At 60.3% G+C, this 19,148-nt stretch carries 12 protein-coding genes and 1 pseudogene; 5 read left to right on the top strand and 8 right to left on the bottom strand.

Annotated elements, in window-relative coordinates:
* Positions 1 to 261: 261 nt before the first annotated feature.
* Positions 262 to 477: a hypothetical protein gene (locus DRB19_RS25900; RefSeq protein WP_114188894.1), complete on the bottom strand. Its 216-nt coding sequence runs from the start codon at positions 475 to 477 to the stop codon at positions 262 to 264.
* 449 nt (positions 478 to 926) lie between these two features.
* Positions 927 to 1,229 (bottom strand): hypothetical protein, encoded by a 303-nt coding sequence (locus tag DRB19_RS25895; RefSeq protein ID WP_114188893.1) that lies wholly within the window; start codon positions 1,227 to 1,229, stop codon positions 927 to 929.
* Positions 1,230 to 1,428: 199 nt separating this feature from the next.
* On the opposite strand from DRB19_RS25895, the gene DRB19_RS30290 reads away from it, so the two are divergent.
* A complete protein-coding gene (locus DRB19_RS30290; RefSeq protein WP_162815869.1) occupies positions 1,429 to 1,902 on the top strand; it encodes a hypothetical protein in 474 nt (157 codons plus the stop codon).
* 429 nt (positions 1,903 to 2,331) lie between these two features.
* Here the strand turns inward: DRB19_RS30290 and DRB19_RS31600 are convergent, their stop codons facing one another.
* From DRB19_RS31600 to DRB19_RS25865, 5 genes are all read right to left on the bottom strand, one after another.
* Positions 2,332 to 4,536: a CHASE2 domain-containing protein gene (locus DRB19_RS31600; RefSeq protein ID WP_276330637.1), complete on the bottom strand. Its 2,205-nt coding sequence runs from the start codon at positions 4,534 to 4,536 to the stop codon at positions 2,332 to 2,334.
* A gap of 87 nt (positions 4,537 to 4,623) precedes the next feature.
* The gene (locus DRB19_RS25880) at positions 4,624 to 7,941 is read right to left on the bottom strand and encodes an Ig-like domain-containing protein (protein ID WP_114188891.1); all 3,318 of its coding nucleotides are present in this window, start codon (positions 7,939 to 7,941) and stop codon (positions 4,624 to 4,626) included.
* Positions 7,942 to 8,112: 171 nt separating this feature from the next.
* Positions 8,113 to 8,808 carry a beta/alpha barrel domain-containing protein gene (locus DRB19_RS25875; RefSeq protein ID WP_114188890.1) on the bottom strand — a complete coding sequence of 232 codons (696 nt, stop codon included), beginning with the start codon at positions 8,806 to 8,808 and terminating at the stop codon, positions 8,113 to 8,115.
* A gap of 399 nt (positions 8,809 to 9,207) precedes the next feature.
* Entirely contained in the window at positions 9,208 to 10,266 is a 1,059-nt protein-coding gene (locus tag DRB19_RS25870; protein ID WP_114188889.1) for a zinc-binding metallopeptidase family protein, read from the bottom strand.
* Positions 10,267 to 10,368: 102 nt separating this feature from the next.
* Positions 10,369 to 10,923, bottom strand: coding sequence for a P-loop NTPase family protein (locus DRB19_RS25865; RefSeq protein ID WP_114188896.1), 555 nt, complete (start codon positions 10,921 to 10,923; stop codon positions 10,369 to 10,371).
* 315 nt (positions 10,924 to 11,238) lie between these two features.
* Here DRB19_RS25865 and DRB19_RS25860 point away from each other — a divergent pair, with 315 nt between their 5' ends.
* The 4 genes from DRB19_RS25860 (at position 11,239) to DRB19_RS25845 (ending at position 17,582) form a co-directional block, all read left to right on the top strand.
* The gene (locus tag DRB19_RS25860; protein WP_114188888.1) at positions 11,239 to 12,192 is read left to right on the top strand and encodes a transglutaminase family protein; all 954 of its coding nucleotides are present in this window, start codon (positions 11,239 to 11,241) and stop codon (positions 12,190 to 12,192) included.
* Positions 12,189 to 13,019, top strand: a complete 831-nt coding sequence (locus DRB19_RS25855) for a transglutaminase-like domain-containing protein (RefSeq protein ID WP_114188887.1) — start codon at positions 12,189 to 12,191, stop codon at positions 13,017 to 13,019. The genes DRB19_RS25860 and DRB19_RS25855 overlap by 4 nt, the downstream gene beginning before the upstream one ends.
* 454 nt (positions 13,020 to 13,473) lie before the next feature.
* Complete coding sequence (locus DRB19_RS25850) at positions 13,474 to 16,833, top strand: PAS domain S-box protein (protein WP_114188895.1); 3,360 nt, start codon at positions 13,474 to 13,476, stop codon at positions 16,831 to 16,833.
* Between the two features lie 494 nt (positions 16,834 to 17,327).
* On the top strand, positions 17,328 to 17,582 hold the full coding sequence (locus DRB19_RS25845) for a hypothetical protein (protein WP_114188886.1): 255 nt from the start codon (positions 17,328 to 17,330) through the stop codon (positions 17,580 to 17,582).
* A 406-nt stretch (positions 17,583 to 17,988) separates the two neighbouring features.
* Here the strand turns inward: DRB19_RS25845 and DRB19_RS25840 are convergent.
* Positions 17,989 to 19,082: pseudogene (locus DRB19_RS25840) on the bottom strand (IS3 family transposase).
* Positions 19,083 to 19,148 lie beyond the last annotated feature (66 nt).

Raw genomic sequence — 19,148 nt, 5'->3', positions numbered from 1 at the left:
ACGGATCGACCCTGGACGATCATGTCCCTCGGCCTGCGGGAGTGGGCGCACCGGTTCTGATCAGCGGGACTTGGTATAAGAGGGTGACCAAGTCAAAGCCTGCGTGTCCTCTGCACCAACACTGCTTCAAGAAGCAGCGCCGGTTCGACAGCGACTATACATCCTTGCGGCTTAGTATTTGGCGAGGAAGGGGACCTGCTTTGGATTGAAAGGATGGGACTCGAAAAAATTGGGCCGATTCTTCAGTGAATCGGCCCCGGATCAATGAAGGTGCATTTTCTTATTAGTTAGGCTTGATTGATGAAAAATTCCTTCGTCGTTGAAGGCTTTAGTTTCGGAACTGAAGAGTTCGATCGCCGAACGAGCATATAAACGGAATTCGTCCTTAATGATTTCTGGGGCGCTGTTCCAGCTATGGGAGTTGTATTCTACTGCATAGAAAGAAGAGGCCAGAGATTCGATCTTGTCATCATCCATTTTACAGCTCCAAATCAGGTCGCGAGGTCGTTTTCTTATTATGAAATCAGGATAGCGGACCTAACGTAAATTGCTGCTCTTCAAACGAAGGGGATCGGTGCTTTTATTGAAGCAAACATTGGTTGTGATGCGTCGGGCCGGAAAATCTTCGACCGGAAAAGTCGTGCCCAGCGGGGCCGGCTTTGTAGGCTTGGGGAAGCGCCCGACCAGAGCTTCCGATCAGCAAAGGACACCATCGTGCCCATTTTGCCTGCCGCTTAGGGGGGCGGTGGACGAGTGCAGCGGGCTGGACAGGGATCCGAGAAGCCGTTGGGGCCAGCCTCACGTGGCTTCCAACCCGCGATGTTGTCCGGCAGATCAAAACGAAATGCGGCCCCTGATCGAGGGACCGCGTTTTGGCGTTCGACGGCTGGCTTATCGACGCCAGCCCTATGTCCGAGATGACGGGGCTAGTGGATCGCTTCGCTCTCTTCCGGCAAGGAAAACCATTCCTTGAAAGCTTCGAGGTTACCGAAGTGCAAGGAAGCTTCCCGTGGAAGGGCCCGCTCAGGAACGACGTCGAAGCCGCTGAACATGGCCAGATGATCTTCCGTCGGAAGGGTCATGTAGACCTTTGTGCATTCCTTCGCATTGTCCGGAACACGAACCATAAGCATGTCGAAAGGAACGCCCAGATTTGTCGAGAGCTGGTCGTATCTTTCCTTCAACTGTCCCAACTCGACATCGCTGATATTCTTCCTGGTCCAGATCATGTCTCACCTCAGTTCTTCAGGCTTTTTGCGCGAGCGTATTGTTAGTCAGATCCACGGGTGAGAGAACGACCCCAGAAGAGGTACCTCCGGTGAAGTTCAAAGACCGGAGCCTCGCGGATGCGGACGCTGGCGAACACCACGATGGTAGAGCGTCTACCTCACGTCGCTACACCCTCCCACGCAATGTGCAGAGACATTCATGCGCTTCAAGCACATGCTTGCAATCCGCAAGGCTGCGCCGTTTCCGGATCTGCGCATGGAACGACGTCGCTGGCTGTCGGCGGAACGAAGATGTCCCGTCAGCGCGAAGCCAGGGGAACATCCCCGTGAGGTTCGGTATATGTCCAAAGTTTGGCCGTCAGCTGATAGCTCGTCCGGCCCAGATTCGGTCCTGCAATGCGGTGAGGTCTCGGATGTAGGGGGCTTGGCGCTCACGGTGGCGTTGCCGGAGTTTGTCGATCATTTCGCCCTTGAGTTTGTCGTCTGCTGGACTGCGCCTGATCGCTTCGAGGCTCTTCTCATAAGCGAAGTTGATATCGGCCAGATCAGCCAGAAGCGACTGGAGCAGGGACAGAATGTCCGGGGAATAAACCTGATCAGAAACGCTTCGTACGGGATGACAGATGTTCAACCTGGAACGCCATGTCTTTCTCCACCTTGTTCTGGTTTTTGAGAAGCTCGACTTTTACATGAGTACTGGACGTATTCTGGGACCCGCACTTTGGTGAAGGTTGGGCAGCTTGACGGCTGTATCGCGTCACTCGGCAGGGGATATTTATTTCGAGATGTGACGTTGTGGGAGGATTGTCGGCGGACCGGTTGATCGTCCTTGAAGGCGACCATCTTTCCCAAAAGGGAGCGGTTGAAGCCTGCGATCCGCACTGCTGAAAAGGGGCGCCGCATGATAGCGGCGAGCAATCGCAAAAAGAAAAGAGCGCCTGATCGTGGCGCTCTGGAGGTTTTGCTTCGACAGGGATGTTGGGCGGGCTGCGGCTTCCCTCTAGCCCCCGGTCGAGGTGCCGCTGCCCATGGGAAACAGACTGGGATATTATGGTTAACAAATCGTTAACGGATCCGGGCGATCGCAAACATCGAGAGACATTTATTTGATTTCGATCGCCGAGACCCCGTTCCAGTGATCGGCAGGGGGCGTGTCGATCAGGCGTCTGATCCGGTCGACATAAACCGCGTAATATTCATCGAAGCCAAAGACCTTGCCCAAGTCCCGGCACATGATGATCGCCTCCAGGGCTTGCGCCCACTCCCGCCGCCGGTACGCGGCAAGCATAGATCCGTTCAGCTCCGCGAATTCCTGAAACGTTCTGCTCGCTGCTACGTCCGAGCGGCCGAGGACCGTGAAGATGCGCTCCGGTTCGACTTTCCCCTTCACCTGCAACACGTCGAGTTCGAGAACTGCGAACGCTCCCTTGACCGCCTCGGCCGTTCGGCTGCCGATGATGATCGGGATGCCGTAATGCTTCGACAACCCTTCCAAGCGGGAAGCGAGGTTGACGGTGTCGCCAAGGACCGAATAGTTGAAATGAAGGTCGGACCCGAAATTGCCGACGACGCAGGGCCCGGTGTTCAGCCCGATGCCGACCCTTAGCGGCTGCGCCGGACGATCCTCTGGAGCCTCACGCTGCCGCTGTTCGTTCAGCACCGCGAGGCTCTCCAGCATGGCGAGCGCAGCATCGCAGGCATTGCGTTCCTGGTCCGCATCCGACAAGGGAGCGTTCCAGAACGCCATGATGGCGTCGCCCATATACTTGTCGATCGTTCCCTTGCGCTCAATGATGTCGTTGGTCAGCGGGGTGAACAGGCGGTTGATCAGGGCTGTCAACCCCTGCGGATCATCCCTGTACGACTCCGAGATCGACGTGAATCCGCGCACGTCCGAGAACAACACGGTCAGATCGCGCCGCTCGCCGCCAAGCGTCAGCTTCTCCGGCGATTGCGCGAGCTGCTCGACAAGGGCGGGAGAGATGTACTGGCTGAAGGCTGACCGGATGCGGTGGCGGTCGGCCGATACGCTCACGTAATTGGTGAAGACGAGAACCGAATAGACCAGAAGGCTCGAAATCAGCGGGAACGTGTAGTCGATCAACAGGTCCAGAAAGGTGAAGGAATACCAAGACAGGCCGGTGGTCAGAACCGCAATGGCTCCGCCCAGCACGAAGAGCGTCCCGGCGCTGACCTTCGGGGCCAGTACGATGAGGCACAGGCTCAACAGGGCCGCAAGACCGATCTCGATGAACGCGGTCGCGTTCGGACGGCTGAGCGTCGATTGGGTAAGGGCACTTTCGAGAAGCTGAGCATGGAGCTCCACGCCCGGGGTCGCAGGGTGGACCGGTGTGATCTTGAGATCCAGAAGTCCAGCGGCGGATGTTCCGACAAGCACCAGTTTTCCGTCGATGCGATCCCGTGGGACTTTTCCCTGCAGAAGGTCGAGGGCGGACACATATCGGCTGGTGCCGGGAGGGGCGAAATGAATCCAGATCCGACCTTTGCCGTCGGTTGGAATCTCAAGTTCCTGCACTCCGACACTCAACACTCCGCCATCGTCCGATTTGATCAGGATGGCGCCCGATCCGGATACGACGCGGAGCATCTCGAGCGCCAGGGACGGGATCATCGTTCCGCCCGCCATGGCCACCAGGGGAATGCGGCGGATCGTGCCGTCGCCCTCTGGAATGATGGAAAAGATGCCGCGCCCCTGGGCAGCATCTTCGAGGACTGGAAGATTCCTGAGAAGATGGGGAAACCTGACGAGGAATGGACGCGGATCCGCGCCAATCGTTGCAAGTCTTGTCTGATCGCCCGCTCCAGGAACCGGAGCTGATCCCGAGACACGGTAGCCAGACTGACCGAGGATCACCTTTGATTGCCGGATGGCACTGGCAAAGATTTCATCGTTGCCAGGAAGGCGTCTCAGCTTCTCCCGCGTTTCGCTGTCGAGCCCTCTGAACGTTTCAGCCGCAACGTCCGGAGAGCCTCGGTCCGGCTCGGGGAAGAGCACATCGAAGCCGATGGCGACGCCTCCCATTTCAGTGATCTTCGTCACCATATCGGCCATGATCGTGCGCGGCCAGGGCCATTGTCCGAGGCTCCGCAGGCTCGACTCGTCGATGTCGACGATGGTGACTGCGTTCAGTGGCGCGATGCGAGGCTGGATGAGCTGGTACACGTCGAACGCTCGGTGCCGCAGGGCTTCAACAGGCGTCGGGTCCCACACTCGTAAGGCGATCAGATTGAGAAGCAGCAGAAGTCCGAGGATCCGACCGATTCCGAAACGGTGCAGCTTTCTCATGAGCCCGTTCACGGCCGACTCCCAATGGGGCAAGGATCGGTCTGATCAGTGTCATCAGGGTGCGGGATCTGCCTGTGCATGATGCCCTCAGAGCACCAGGTCCGTCGACAGCGGAAATACCCCGGCAATGGGAAGTTCGGTTGTCAGGATTTCGCCGCTGGCGAAGACGATGGATGCCGATACCGTGTTCGAGCTGCCGATCTGACGAGAAAGCCCCCCAACGTCGAGGTTGAGCGCATATCCATTCGGGACGCTGATGAGGTCTTCACGTCCGATACCCGGGAGCTCGATGCCGTTCACGAAGACATCAACATCCACGACATCTCCACTTTGGATCGGGGGCGGCACCAGGGACGCGTCGAGTTGATCCGATGAGGTGACCCGCTCGGCGCCACCGGTGTTGTCGATCGTGTGCAGCAGGGCGAGGTTTGCATCCTCGCCGATGCCGATGGCTGTAATCCGCGCCTGATGGACCGAGGTCAGGGTCTCGAGCTCATCCGCGAGCGACCCCGTTCCGTTGCCGTCCGAGAGAAAATAGATGAGGTTCTGCTCGCCGCCTTGATCCAGCACCTGCAGTCGCTCGATGGAGGCTTGGAGAGCATCCTCGAAACTCGTGCCACCGCCAGCCCTAAGGGTGCTCAAGAAGTTGGTGATGGTCTGGTCCCCATTGGCGCCAAGGCTGAACGTGACGGCAGCGGTGTTCGCGTCGGTCTGGCCCGCCTCGACGGGATCGGCCGGATTGGCGTTCTCGTTGAAGGGGATGATGGTGACGGTCACATCCGCCGGTGACAGGCCGAGGGCGCGTACGCGCTCTGTCAATCCAATCAGGCTTGCGATTTCGGCATCCAAGATGGACTCGTCCGCACCGTCCTGGTTGAGGTCGCCCACCGGAGTGCCGGCGAATTCATTTCGTGTGCTGCCGGAGATATCCATCACGTACAGGATGTTCATCTGCGGCTGGATGACGGGCCCCAGCCCGATCGTCATGGCAATATTGGCCGTGGCGGTTGTCGTCTGCGATGGGGCATCCAAAGTGAGGGACACCGGCTGGTCATTGAAGGCTAGCACACCGTTCGCGATATCCTGCGCATGCGGCGCCGTGAACGTTCCGGAGCCCTGCACTTGAGCCGTCGCGGTAGCGGTTTCCGTTCCTCCATGGCCATCCGAGACGGTATAGTTGAAGGAAACGGTCGCAGTCTGTCCTTCGCTGAGCGCCTCGAAGTCGTCACCTGGATCGAAGATCAGAGTTCCGGAAGGACCGACCTCGACCGATCCTTCCACAGGCGCACTCCATTGGACGATCTGAAGGGCATCTCCGTCGATGTCGGAGTCGTTTGCGCCAACGGCGAGCACGCTTCGTCCGGTTTCCGCGATGCCGACGAAGTTGTCATCATTGGCCACAGGGCCGTCATTGAGGCCCGTAATCGTGACAGTGACTGTTTCGGTGGAGGCGCCGCCTTTTCCGTCGTCGACGGTGTAGGTGAAGGAGTCAATCCCAGTCTCGCCGAGCGCCACATCTTCGAATTGGCCGTTGGTGCGGTAGGTGAAGGTTCCGTTCGGATTGACTTCCACGGCACCTTTGATCTGACTGGTGTCAACAGAGAAGGCGTGGTTGTCGGAAAGGTCCTTGTCCGAGAACGAGGCTGCTACAGCCAGTGAAGAGTCCTCGTCAACGCTGACGGCGATGTCCTGCGCGACAACCTCGTCGTTCGTGCCCTGGACGGTCACGGTGATGGTCCTGACCGTGCTGTCGAGGCTGCCGTCGCCAGCCTTGTAGGTGAAACTGACGACGGCGCTCTCTCCGGCTGCGAGATAATCGAAATCCAAGCCCGGCTGGAACCTGAAGGTGCCGTTCGGAGCGAGCGAGACCGTGCCCTTCTCGGGTGCCGTCACGATGCTGTAGGCGAGCGTTGCCCGGCTGGCATCTGAATCCACATCGTCGGCCCCGAACGCTGCGGTGGCTGTGGCGTTCTCATTGGTCCCGAGGTTTACGTCCCGGGCGACGGGAGCGTCGTTCTCGCCGGTGATGGTCCAGGATATGGATGCGGGCGTCTGGACGCCCGCGTAGGTCAAGCTGTAGTTCACTGTAACTGTCAGCGTCTCCCCCTGGGCCAAGCGCTGGTACGCCGGATCCGATGGATCGAGGGCGAATGAGCGCGCCGACCTCACGAACGTCACCCCCGGCGGCAGTGACGAGGGGAAGTTCACTGTCGGCGGTCCGACGCCCGGGGTCCTGGTGAAGTCGTCCGAGACGGCGTCCAGACGCGCGAACGGACCGTCTTCCGTGGCCGCTCCCTCGACCCTGACCGAAGAGGGCGTTCTGACATCGGAACCGCGGGGTTCAAGAAGCTGCAGCAGGATCGGCGTGATCGCGAAATCCGTCTGCCGCAGATCGTCCGAGGGCAGGTGGGTGTTTACCGGAACCGTCGGGATCCCTTCGAAATCGCTGCTGCCGCGCCGTTGCCTCTGCTCGGGAGAGAAGACCTGGAAGAGGTCGCGGACAAAGTCGTTCTCTCCCTGAATATCGTTTGGCGACTTCGAAATCTGGCTGATGCGGATATCCGTCAGCGCGACCGGGGTCAGGAGGGTCGCAACGGTTGCGCTCGAGATGGTGGTGAGGACCTTGGTGGGGTCGTGCTTGTCGAGAAGGACGAATGATCCCACCCTGCCGTCCGGCTCGGTGAGCAGCGAGAACTTCGTCGTGCCGCTGGCGGCCGAAATCTCCGTTTGGACCGCCGTTCCGCGGATCGCCATGGTGGCGACGGGCGTTTCGACCTTGAGATCGCCGGTCTTGGCGATCTTGCCTGCCACGAATCCGATTACGCCTTGCACAAGGGTGAACAAGGCGGAGCCGCCGGAGGCATCCGCCTGATAGACCATGTCGTTCAGAACGATGCGCGCGCTCGAGGACAGGCCGAAGACCATTCCGTCTGTGAACTTGATCGTCACGGAGGAATCAGAGGCGGTTTGAACGACGTCGCCTTTCGCGACCGGGTCTCCGAGATGCAACTCGACCGGCACGCCATTGCGGAGAACGGTCGCCGATCCTGAGATTTTCTCGACACGGCCTATGGATTTAAGCGATTCATCAGCGACAGCCGCCTGAGCGTACTCGCCCGGATTCTCCGGGCCCGACAAGGCCTTGATGGCGGCGGCGGACAGGTCGGCGCCCTCAGGGGTGATCAGGCTCGAGCGTCTGTCGTCCTTGAAGTAATCGTAGACGATCGCCGTCTTGCCATCGCGGCCAACGAGCAGCAGATCGGTTCCCGACCGTCTGAAGTCTGCTTGAAAGAGAAGGTCCTTGTCCGGAAAGATGACGGATCGGCCGGGTTCGTCATCGCCCTCCGACATCTCGGCGTCGATTTGGATATCGTAAACGCTGGTGCCGTCCCGCGGATGGTACACAGGTAAACCCTTGTGTTACAAATAACATATCCCCTCCGCCGTTTGTCTCCTATCGGTATGAATTCACATGCGCGGCGATAAATCGCTCTTCCAGCATGACCTTTTGAGCTTTTATGCCTCTATAGGTACCAATTCCGGCTCACGCGCTCTTTGGCGTCGCGCCGCTACGCCTCAGAGGTGATATCGGCTGGTTGTCGACGGAAGCTGTTCCAGGATGAACGCCAACTGATCGGCAAGGCCTGCCGACCGTCCGGGGAAGACACCGTCCAGCGCGGCCGTTCCGACAGTGAAGCCTGCAGCGCCAGCCTCCAAGACCGTGGCGATCCGCTCAGACCGGTCGATCGAGCCTGCCGCCACGACCGGCTTCCCGGCAGCCGCATCACGGACCCGGCGGATCAGGCCCGGGACATCACCCTTGAAGCGGTAGGCGAGGAGGTCCACTCCATGGACGCCGTCGTGCCCGGCCAGCATGCGAGTACTCTCCACGATGGCATCCGGCGTCCCTTCAAGCACGCTTGGATGGCCGACGACTTTGCCTGGAAATGGATAATAGCGGATCCCGGTACCCGCCAAGATCGGCAGAACCACGTCCGGACGGGTGCCCCCCATCAAGACGTCCACCCCAAGTTCTGCTCCCACCCGGGCGGACGCCGCCTCTGTCTCCGGGTCGAGGCTCACGACTTCGAGATAAACCGTTGCGCCTGCAGACCGGATCGAGGCAGCCAGATGCTGCAGTTCTTCGAATGGCAGCCCGACGTCCTTGAAGCCGATGTCGCGCACACCAGCACTGAGAGCCTCGGGCAGCCGATCCCGCGCATCCGGGATCGTGCGATCAGCGCGGGTCAGCATGAAGATGAAATCCGGCATTATGTTTTGGACCTGCGTTGAACACGTCCGAAGGATATAGGCCGCTGGGAAGAAAAACTCCCTTGCTTGCCGCCTGAAGCCGGTAACGCATTCCGCAAACGGAGGGGATCGCACCGGCGAGCGAACCCGCCGACGGGCCTTGTGTTTGGGATGTGGGCTTTCGGGGATGAGCCGGGAACGCCGCGTCTTCGAGCGGCTGGTAGGTCTCGACGTTCGACGAGGAGCCCGGGAGGGCAGTCCATCCGTGCCGTCTCCCGGGACTCGCCTACGGCTGCCTCTTGCAAAGCAGCTGAGATGAATCTGAGCTGATTTGCGGAAACGCGCAAGAGCTGTTTCGTGTCAGGCAAGTCTTGCGACACGGTAGCGCATTTCGTTAAGGCGCATGGCATCGACATGATCCTATGACCGGGCGCGCACGAGGTCATGAACGAAGCCGAGTTTCTCGATCACCTTCGGGGAGAGGATGAACGGATACAGGTCCGACTGTCCCATGGCTTGGTTGAGGCTGTTCAGTGCAAAAGTGAGCGGCAGCCACGCCTCGACCAGTTTCTGAACGTCCCCCGACCGGTAGGGATCGATGTCGATCACGACAGACAGATCTTTCCCTCCGGGGATTTGCGGGCGGACCTGGAGACCGAACGCGGCGGCCATTTCGAGAGTATCCACGATGTGCAGGTAATGCGCCCATGTCTCTGCAAAATCTTCCCACGGGTGCGTGGTCGCGTAAGTGCTCACAAAGGAGTTCTGCCAGTTCTCAGGAACGCCCTCGTTGTAGTGTCGCTTGAGGGCGTCGCCGTAGTCTTCGCGCTCATCGCCGAACAGGGCCCGATAAGCCTTGAGATGCCCTCCATCCCGTACCAGGAGGTCCCAGTAATGATGCCCCACCTCGTGCCTGAAATGTCCGAGCAGCGTTCGATAAGGCTCGCCCATGGTTGAGCGTCGCTTCTCCCGTTCGGCGTCGTCCGCCTCGACGAGGGCGATCGTAATCACCCCGTTGTCATGGCCTGTCATGACCTTGGGAGCATTCTGGTCGGGCGGGTCTGCCAGAAAGTTGAAAACCAGACCATGCTCGGGGTCCTCGCTGCGGGTCGCCAGGGGCAGCTTGAGCTTCAGCAGCGTATAGAACAGCCGGTGCTTTGCCGCCTCGATCTTGCGCCAGGCGAGGAGGTTCTGAGGAAGCGTGAGATCCGGAATCGTGCCGTTGTGCCGACATGCGACGCAGTATGATTGACCTGCATTGTCTCCGACGAGCCAGTTGCAGGCATCGTGCTCAGCATTGGCGCAGAAGATGTGGTGCTGTTCAGGCGCACCCAGGGCGAGCCACGCGCCGCCCCGTTCTTCCAAGGCTGACAGCAGGCCTTTCTCGGGCAGGTACCCAAGTCGATAGCCGCAGCGTTCGCATTTGCGGTTCTCGAAATAGAGGACTTGGCCGCAATGTTGGCACTCGTACAGCTTCATTGAATATCCCCATCATGCGCCGAACGGGACGTGTGACACGATCGCGCTTCACAACCGGCCGCATCAGGGTAACCCGGCCGCACCGATGTTGCTCCGCCATGTTCACGGATGCGAGCGCGTCCATGATGATAGAATGTGCCGGACCTGATCATTTGTTGGGCACTCGCCGGTCATGACCACGACGGGGCAACCGAGTTGCGCAAGCCAATTGGCGTCCGTTTCGAGGGTACGTCCGCTGAGGCCCGTATCGTAACCGGTAGCCCACCGCAAAAACGCCCGGTGCTGGTCGCACATGGAACCGCCTGGATCGATCGCGGCTCCGAAGCGCTCACGCTCGCGCTCCCTGAGCCGGGCGAGCCTTATATCCGAGGCCAGATACAGGAAGACGACAAGATCGAACCGGGGGATGAGATGATCGCCCCAGCCAACCACAGAGCCCGACAGCACCCAGGTGTTCGTCGAATGAATCGCGTCTTCCAGCAACCGTATTCTATCGGCGGCAGCTCGCCTCGCCTGGTATGGCGGGCGGGTGGGAAGCCAATACACGTCATCGGCATCGATGATCTGGCACTTCAACTGGCGAGCGAGAGCGCGCCCGAGCGTTGACGAGCCACAGCCTGCCGCCCCGAAGATATGGATGCGCTCCAAAGGCTGCATCGCTCGTCCCCGCACAGCCAGGATAGAAAAAAACCGGCCGCCCGCAGCCGTCACGCAGGAGTTCATTGTAGACCGCCCTCCGGTCAATTCCAGAGCCATCTCCCGCTTCAGCAGCCCGTCAGGTTCGCCAAGAGATCCCGACCGAGCGCGATAAGCCTTCGCGGTCGAGGCTATGATCAGAAGCTCAAACTATAGGCTTTCGTCCGCTGGGCTTTACGTCCAAGCTGCGACAGGCACGAATTTTGATCAGACGGGCAGGTGACTGGTTGAGGGCGTTGATGAAATCTCTTATCGCCTGTCGGGTTGACGGATGAGATGACGCTTCTCGCAGTCCGGCACGTAACAACCTATCGCTACAGGCAGCCGGTCTCTTTCGGCGAACACCGGATTATGTTCCGGCCGCGCGACAGCTATGACCAGCGGCTGCTGGACGCCCGGATCGATATCAGTCCCGCGCCCAGTGGGTTGCGCTGGATCCACGACGTGTTCGGCAATTGCGTCGCCATTGCGCGTTTTGCAAAGGAAGCCTCCGAGCTCCGGTTCGAAAGCAACATCAGCCTCGATCACGTGCCTTCGAATGCGCCAGACTTCCACATGGAAGATTACGCTCAAACCTATCCCTTCGCCTACAGCGCGGAGGAGATGCCTGATCTCATGCGCACGATGGAGCGGCAATACCTCGACCCCGACCACCAGATTCATCGCTGGGTTCAGAAATTCACCCATGGTGGCCGCCCCACCCGAACGGGCGAGCTCCTGATGACGCTCACCTATGCCATCAAGGAGAGCTTCACCTACAATCGCCGGTCTGAAACAGGCATTCAGGACCCGATCACGACGTTGAGGCTCAATCGCGGGACTTGCCGGGACTTCGCGATCCTGATGATCGAAGCCGTACGCGCCCTTGGCCTCGCCGCACGTTTCGTGTCCGGATATATCTACAGCCCGAGCCTCGACGGGTCCGGCCATGTCGGCGGCGGCTCGACCCACGCCTGGTGCCAGGTCTATCTGCCAGGGGCCGGCTGGGTGGAGTTCGATCCGACCAACGGCATTATCGGCAACCGTGACCTCATCCGCATCGCAGTGGCCCGAGACCCGCGCCAGGCGGTTCCGCTTTCTGGAACTTGGATGGGGGAACCGTCCGATTTCGATGGGATGACGGTCGAGGTGAGCGTGACATCCCCGAAGGACGCCGCGCAAAGACGCGCTGTCAGTTCCATTGTGCCTGACAATAAGCTTTTACTGGCTAACCCGGAGAGTGCTCCATGAAGATCCATGCTGGCTATCAGATCGAATATGAGTGTCCGCAGCCGACGCCGATGCTTCTGATGCTGCATGTTCACCCCTCGCGGCTGCCGGACCTCATCACGCCCGATCAAATCAAGTTCGATCCGCCGGTCGAGCACCGGCATTACCGCGATGGTTTCGGGAACATCTGCACCCGAGTGCTCGCCCCGGCCGGGCGGTTTGAAATTTCGGCGGATTTTCTCATTCATGACTCGGGCATGCACGATCTGGTCGTTCCAGACGCCGTACAGAACCCAGTAGACAAACTTCCCGACGATGTTCTCGTCTATCTTCTCGGAAGCCGGTACTGTGAAACCGATCAGCTCTCGAACACAGCCTGGAATCTTTTCGGCGGCATCGAGGGCGGATGGGCGCGGGTGCAGGCAATTTGCGATTATGTGCACGATCGCATCGCATTCAACTATCAGCAGGCCTGCGCGACCAGATCCGCCTGGCAGGGACACAACGAGCAGGTCGGGGTCTGCCGCGACTTCGCTCATCTGGCCATTACCCTGTGCCGCTGCATGAACATTCCGGCGCGTTACTGCACAGGCTATCTGGGAGACATCGGCGTCCCGCCTGTTGATGATCCAATGGATTTCAGCGCATGGTTCGAAGTGTATCTCGGTGGTCGGTGGTACACGTTCGATGCCCGGCACAACACGCCGCGGATCGGGCGGATCTTGATGGCCACGGGTCGAGACGCAACGGACGTGGCGATATCGACTAGCTTCGGCCCATCCACACTGACCGGTTTTATCGTCAAGACGGACGAGGTGCAGCCGGAGCGGGCGGGCCGGTTCGGCTAGGGCAGAGCCCCTTGGGAAGACCCAACCGACAAGCTTGAGCATTTCCTACGTCGTTGAGGAAGCGCCGAGCCTTTGGGACGCCCTCCATCGTGGGGCAGGCGCAATATTCTCAGCCACTCTTCGGGCAGCATGCGAAGGCCGGTGCTCTTCCCGCACCCTGAAAGCCCCAGGGAGGAGAAATAAGCCGAGGCAGGAATCTTGAGCCCAATGCCGTCAACCGCGACGGAGCCTCCATGGACGGCCATTTTAGGGAAGACCCAACCGCAACCGAGTTCAAGCTTAGGCGTTATTACCCCTGACGTTTTGTCGGACTTCGGTTCTGCGGAGGCGCTGCGCGACCCGGATATGGTAGTTAATGTAATTCTACGGCGATTTTCTTCGGTGTGGTGCGAACGCCTCTGGTCATTCGATACGAAATTGTGCAAGCGCAATGCATCCTGCGCGGACGGATGCAATGAACGATAGGGCTTTTGCTGGGACGCCGAATTTCCTGGAAGGCGGCGGAGAGATGGGCGCGCGCTTGCGCGCTCATGACTGGTCCACATCTTCCCTAGGGCCTCCGGAAGCTTGGCCGCAGAGCCTCCGCAGTCTTGTCAATCTCATGCTCAGCGCGAAGCAGGCCATGTTCGTGGCTTGGGGCCCCGATCTCGCCTTTCTCTACAACGACGACTACATCCCTGTTTTCGGAGCCAAGCACCCGGACGCTCTCGGTCGGCCCTTCTCGGAAGTGTGGGCCGACATCTGGGAGCAGATCAGTCCCATCGTCGAACGCACCCTGGCCGGTGAGGCGAGCTGGTATGACGACCTCCTCATCCCGATGGAACGTTATGGCTACCGGGAGGAAACCTGGTTCAGTTTCTCCTATACTCCCGTTCGCGACGAGAGCGGCGCTGTTGCCGGCATGTTTTGCGCCGCGACGGAGACCACCAGCAAGGTTCTGAACCAGCGCGCCCTGCGCGAGAGCGAAGAGCGCGCCACGGGCGTGCTCAACGGCATGGACGAGGCTTTCGTGCTGCTCGACAGGGAGTTCCGAGTCCTTCAGATCAATGCCAAGGGATTGCAGCTCGAAAACATTCCGGAATCTGAAATTATCGGGCGGCGTCACTGGGATCTTTGGCCCGGGACCGAGGATTTGCAGGTCGGCCGGATCTATAAGCAGGCTATGGCCGACCGCGTGCCGGCGATGTTCGAGAACAGATATGTCTGGCCGGACGGCCGCGATGCCTGGATCGAGGTTCGTGTTTATCCGTCGGTTGACGGGCTGGCAGTGTTCTATCGCGACATCAGCAGTCGGAAACAATCCGAGGAGCGGCTTCGCGAGGCCAGCGACCACTACCGCCATACGGTCGAGCTGAACCCGCAGGTCACCTGGACGGCAACGCCCGACGGACAGCTCGACCGCGTTGCGCATCGCTGGCAGGAATGGACCGGAACAACGGGACTTGGCGGCACCTGGGCCGAAGCGATCCATCCGGAGGACCTCGGCCCCTCGATCGAGGCGTGGACGCGATCTTTCACCACGGGCGTGCCGTACGATATCGAACACAGGGCCCGCCTTCGCAATGGCGAGTATCGTTGGATGCATTCCCGCGCATATCCTCGCCGCGACGGGGATGGACGCATTCTCAAGTGGTATGGCGCCACCGAGGACATCTCCGAAAGACGCGCCAGCCAGGACGCTTTGAGAGACGAGACCAAGGCGCTGGAGATCCTGAACACGACCATCGCGGCGGTAGCGTCCGAACTCGATCTCGATCGGCTGGTTCAGCAAGTGACCGATGCGGGGGTGGAGCTCACCGGAGCGCAGTTCGGCGCGTTTTTTTACAACGTCGAGAACGACGCGGGCGAGAGCTATATGCTGTACGCCATCTCAGGCGTGCCGCGGGAGGAGTTCTCCAAATTCCCGATGCCGCGCAACACGCATGTCTTCGCACCGACGTTCAACGGTGAGACCATTGTCCGCTCGGACGACATCACGAAGGATCCGCGCTACGGCCATTCCGAGCCTCACCGCGGGATGCCGAAGGGGCACCTTCCCGTGCGCAGCTACCTTGCCGTGCCGGTGATGTCCCGCACGGGCGAGGTGATCGGCGGCTTGTTTTTCGGGCATCCGGAACCGGGAGTGTTCCATGAACGCTCCGAGCGGCTCATGGTTGGCCTCGCGGCCGGCGCGGCTGTCGCCATCGACAATGCGGGTCTGTTTCAGAAAGCTCAGCGCGAGCTCGACGAGCGGCGGCGCGCCGAGGCGGCCCTGCGCCATCTCAACGAGACCCTTGAAGCGCAGGTCCAGGAGCGCACCCGCGAGAGAGACCAGATCTGGCAGTTGAGCACTGACCTGATGGACGTGTGCCGAGTGGACGGGACCTTGTTGGCCGTCAACCCGGCTTGGACAAGCATGCTAGGCTGGACCGAAGTTGAACTGCTGGCCAGCAACTTCCTTGGACTGATCCACCCGGACGACGTCGAGAAAACCGTGGCGGAGCTGACCGTGCTCGAGGAGGGCATCCGGACGTACCGATTCGAGAACCGTTTCAGAGCCAAGGATGGCAGCTACCGCCTCATTTCCTGGACGGCCGTGCCCAACCAGGGCCTGTTCTACGCCATTGGGCGCGACATCACGGCGGAGCGCGCCGCCGCGGAGGCGCTTCGGAACACCGAGGAGGCGCTGCGTCAATCGCAGAAGATGGAAGCGGTCGGCCAGCTCACTGGCGGCATCGCCCACGATTTCAACAATCTTCTGACCGGCGTCCTCGGCTCGCTGGACATGCTCCGCACCCGGATATCACAGGGGCGGCTCGATGTGGTCGATCGCTATGTGACGGCCGCGATGACGTCGGCGAACCGCGCTGCCGCTCTGACGCACCGTCTGCTTGCCTTCGCCCGCAGGCAGCCCCTCGATCCGAGGCCCGTTCAATCCAATGCGCTGGTCGCCTCCCTGGAGGACCTGTTCCGGCGCACCGTCGGCGAGACGGTAACCCTCGAAGTCGTGCTCGCAGGGGGGCTCTGGCCGACCCTTTGCGATCCGAACCAGCTGGAAAGCGCGCTGCTCAATCTGGTCATCAACGCCCGCGATGCCATGCCGGAGGGCGGCAAGCTGACGATTGAAACCTGCAACGCCCACCTCGACGACGCCTATATTGCGGCTCAGCGGGATGTGAAGCCTGGGCAGTATGTCTGTATCTGCGTGACGGATACGGGGACCGGGATGCCGCAGGACGTGATCGAGCGAGCTTTCGATCCGTTCTTCACGACAAAACCCATCGGGCAGGGCACCGGTCTCGGGCTCTCGATGGTGTATGGCTTCACGCGGCAGTCGGAGGGCCACGCAAAGATCTACAGCGAGGTCGGCAAGGGCACGACCATCAAGATCTACCTCCCTCGTTACTGGGGCGAGACCGAGGCCGAGATCGAGGCCGCAACCCTGGCCGAGGCTCCACGGGCCGAGTCTGGCGAAACGGTCCTCGTGGTCGAGGACGAGCCGGTGGTCCGAAGCCTGATCGTCGAGGTGCTGGAGGACCTAGGCTACCGTACCTTGGAGGCGGCGGACGGGCCAGAGGGGCTCAAGCTGCTTCAGTCCAAGAGAAGCATCGATCTTCTTGTGACAGATGTCGGCCTTCCGGGCTTGAACGGCCGCCAGTTGGCGGATGCGGCTCGCGAGACCCGTCCCAACCTGAAGGTGTTGTTCATCACCGGTTATGCGGAGAACGCGACTCTGGCTGCGGGCTTCCTCGATCCAGGAATGCAGATGATCACCAAGCCCTTTGCGGTCGATGCGCTCGCGCAGAAGATCCGATCAATCATCAGCGATGATTGAAGCAAGTCTGGCACGCGGGCCACTCCGCAATCCAGGGAATACGTCCCGAACGGTCACCGGAGGAGAGGGGGGGCTATTTCCTCCGGTGACTTGACCATGCAACTGAGCGGGACACTGATCGCGTTGCAATAATCCCCCTGACATTAGGCAGGTTCGCCAAGGCGGTAATCCGCTGTTGGTCCTAGGGCTATGGTCCGAAGACACCGAACGCCTTCGGGGCCAATCTCTGACATGCGCGGCGCGTCGGTTCACCCAATGCTTCCCGGAGTGATGGGGCCTTCACTCCAGCAAGACAGCCTTCACTCCAGCAAGACAGCGGGCATTGGGAATAATTCGCCGTGTCCGGGGTCTTTTGGGATCAGGAGCGCGCATGCGCCCGGGTTCGCTCTGCGTCCTGCCACGGAGGATTTGCTCGTGATGTTAGTCAAACCTGCCTTGCAGGACAGTGCTCCTGCGCCGATGCCACAGCGCCTCATTTCCGAAGGAACTCATTCATGAACACGGAAGCGACGAGGTTGGGCGATCGAGAGATCTATCTGTTAGGCGTGCTTGCCGAGCGAAACGACATCATCAAAATCGGTCCGGGCAGACTTCCCCGCGGCTGCGATGACACTCACGCGCGAGCGCTGCTGGAAGTGGGCTACGCCGTTGAAAATGCGTACCGTTTGGCGGATGGGCGCGATGAGCGCCTATACCAGATCACCCGGAAGGGCATGGATGCTTGGCGCTCCTATCGATTCGTCCACTGACGCCGACGATCGGCTGCGCTTGGGACTGCGCCCCTGGCATGGTTTCGGGCTTCTGGAATGCAGACAAAAAGAAAGCGCCCTTTGTCTCGTAAAGGGCGCTCGAGGGTCCGGCTCGAAGGGGCAACAACGATGCCGGTTTATTCCTTGTATTGGATCAGGTGGGCTTCGTCTCTTCGGTTGGTTCCTACGGGATGTACCGTATACGAACGCGACAGCGCCACATGCTCGCCAAGTTTAGACGCCAAAAGGGCCCCTCCCGTGGGGGCAAGAACGGGCCAGAGGGCCGCGAACACAGTCCAGACAAGGACTGGGCGCGGCCCTCTACTATAAGAATACAATCATGGTCGGTGAATTATGTCAGGGAAGCGTGAGTGGCCTGCCCCATGTGGGTGATCCATGTGTGATGTTAATTCAGGGTTGGTCTGGGCGCCAGCGTTGACGTATGGACCACGACCTCTGGTGCGGGTGGCCGGTAGCCCAGGGATGAGTGTGGGCGCGCCGTGTTGTAGTGCCGTCGCCAACCCTCGATCACCACCTTTGCCTCTTCCAGGGTGTAGAAGATCTCTCCTTTCAGCAGCTCATCCCGAAGCTTTGAGTTGAAGCTCTCGCAATAGCCGTTCTCCCATGGACTGCCCGGCTCAATGTAAGCCGTCTTGGCTCCCACAGCCGTGATCCACTCACGCACGGCTTTGGCAACGAACTCCGCGCCGTTGTCTGAACGCATATGGCCCGGAACACCGCGTAGGATGAACAGGTCGGAGAGCACGTCGATCACGTCCACGGCCTTGAGCTTCCGGCTCACCCGGATGGCCAGACATTCACGCGTGAACTCGTCGATGACATTGAGCATGCGGAACTTGCGGCCATCATGAGTGCGATCCTCGACAAAGTCGTAACTCCAGACGTGGTTGGGATAATCCGGCCGCAGGCGGATACAGGATCCGTCATTGAGCCAGAGCCGTCCCTTCTTCGGCTGTTTCTGTGGCACTTTCAGCCCCTCCCGTCGCCAGATCCGCTCGACCCGTTTTGTATTCACGAGCCAGCCGGCCTCTCGCAGTAGAGCCGTGATGCGCCGGTAGCCGTAGCGGCCGTACTGGGTGGCCAAGTCGATGATGTCAGCCGTCAAAGCCGCTTCATCCTCCGGCTCTTTGGGGACCTTGCGCTGAGTGGAGCGATGCTGGCCCAGCACCCGGCAGGCCAACCGCTGGGAGACGCCGTACTTGGCGATCACATGATCCACACAGGCGCGGCGGGGGGCGGGGCTCAGTAGTTTCCCGAGGCGGCCTCCTTGAGGATCAGCTTCTCCAGGGTGAGATCCGAGACGGCTCACCGCAGCCGGGCATTCTCCATCTCCAGCTCTTTGAGCCGCTTGACCTGGTCGGATTTGAGCCCGCCGTACTCGTTACGCCACCGGTAGTACGTGACCTCTGTCACCCCAATCTGCCGGATGGCCTCTGCCACCGTCCGGCCTTGTGCCGTCAGCACGTCTACCTGCCGCATATGTGGACGGCCCCCTCCTCGCAAGGGTGTTGAACAGTGTTTTGATCGGATCGCTTGCGGTCATAT

It is taken from the genome of Microvirga aerophila, assembly GCF_003332305.1.
Taxonomy (GTDB): domain Bacteria; phylum Pseudomonadota; class Alphaproteobacteria; order Rhizobiales; family Beijerinckiaceae; genus Microvirga; species Microvirga aerophila.
The sequence above is the reverse complement of the archived record's forward strand: the minus strand, read 5'-3'. Positions and strand labels throughout refer to the sequence as shown.

Excerpts from the sequence above, each read along its gene's own strand:
- DRB19_RS25870 (WP_114188889.1), bottom strand. The coding sequence starts at position 10,266 with ATGAAGCTGTACGAGTGCCAACATTGCGGCCAAGTCCTCTATTTCGAG.
- DRB19_RS25875 (WP_114188890.1), bottom strand. The coding sequence starts at position 8,808 with ATGCCGGATTTCATCTTCATGCTGACCCGCGCTGATCGCACGATCCCG.
- DRB19_RS25845 (WP_114188886.1), top strand. The coding sequence starts at position 17,328 with ATGAACACGGAAGCGACGAGGTTGGGCGATCGAGAGATCTATCTGTTA.
- DRB19_RS25850 (WP_114188895.1), top strand. The coding sequence starts at position 13,474 with ATGAACGATAGGGCTTTTGCTGGGACGCCGAATTTCCTGGAAGGCGGC.
- DRB19_RS31600 (WP_276330637.1), bottom strand. The coding sequence starts at position 4,536 with ATGAGAAAGCTGCACCGTTTCGGAATCGGTCGGATCCTCGGACTTCTG.
- DRB19_RS30290 (WP_162815869.1), top strand. The coding sequence starts at position 1,429 with ATGCGCTTCAAGCACATGCTTGCAATCCGCAAGGCTGCGCCGTTTCCG.
- DRB19_RS25895 (WP_114188893.1), bottom strand. The coding sequence starts at position 1,229 with ATGATCTGGACCAGGAAGAATATCAGCGATGTCGAGTTGGGACAGTTG.
- DRB19_RS25900 (WP_114188894.1), bottom strand. The coding sequence starts at position 477 with ATGGATGATGACAAGATCGAATCTCTGGCCTCTTCTTTCTATGCAGTA.
- DRB19_RS25860 (WP_114188888.1), top strand. The coding sequence starts at position 11,239 with ATGACGCTTCTCGCAGTCCGGCACGTAACAACCTATCGCTACAGGCAG.
- DRB19_RS25855 (WP_114188887.1), top strand. The coding sequence starts at position 12,189 with ATGAAGATCCATGCTGGCTATCAGATCGAATATGAGTGTCCGCAGCCG.
- DRB19_RS25865 (WP_114188896.1), bottom strand. The coding sequence starts at position 10,923 with ATGCAGCCTTTGGAGCGCATCCATATCTTCGGGGCGGCAGGCTGTGGC.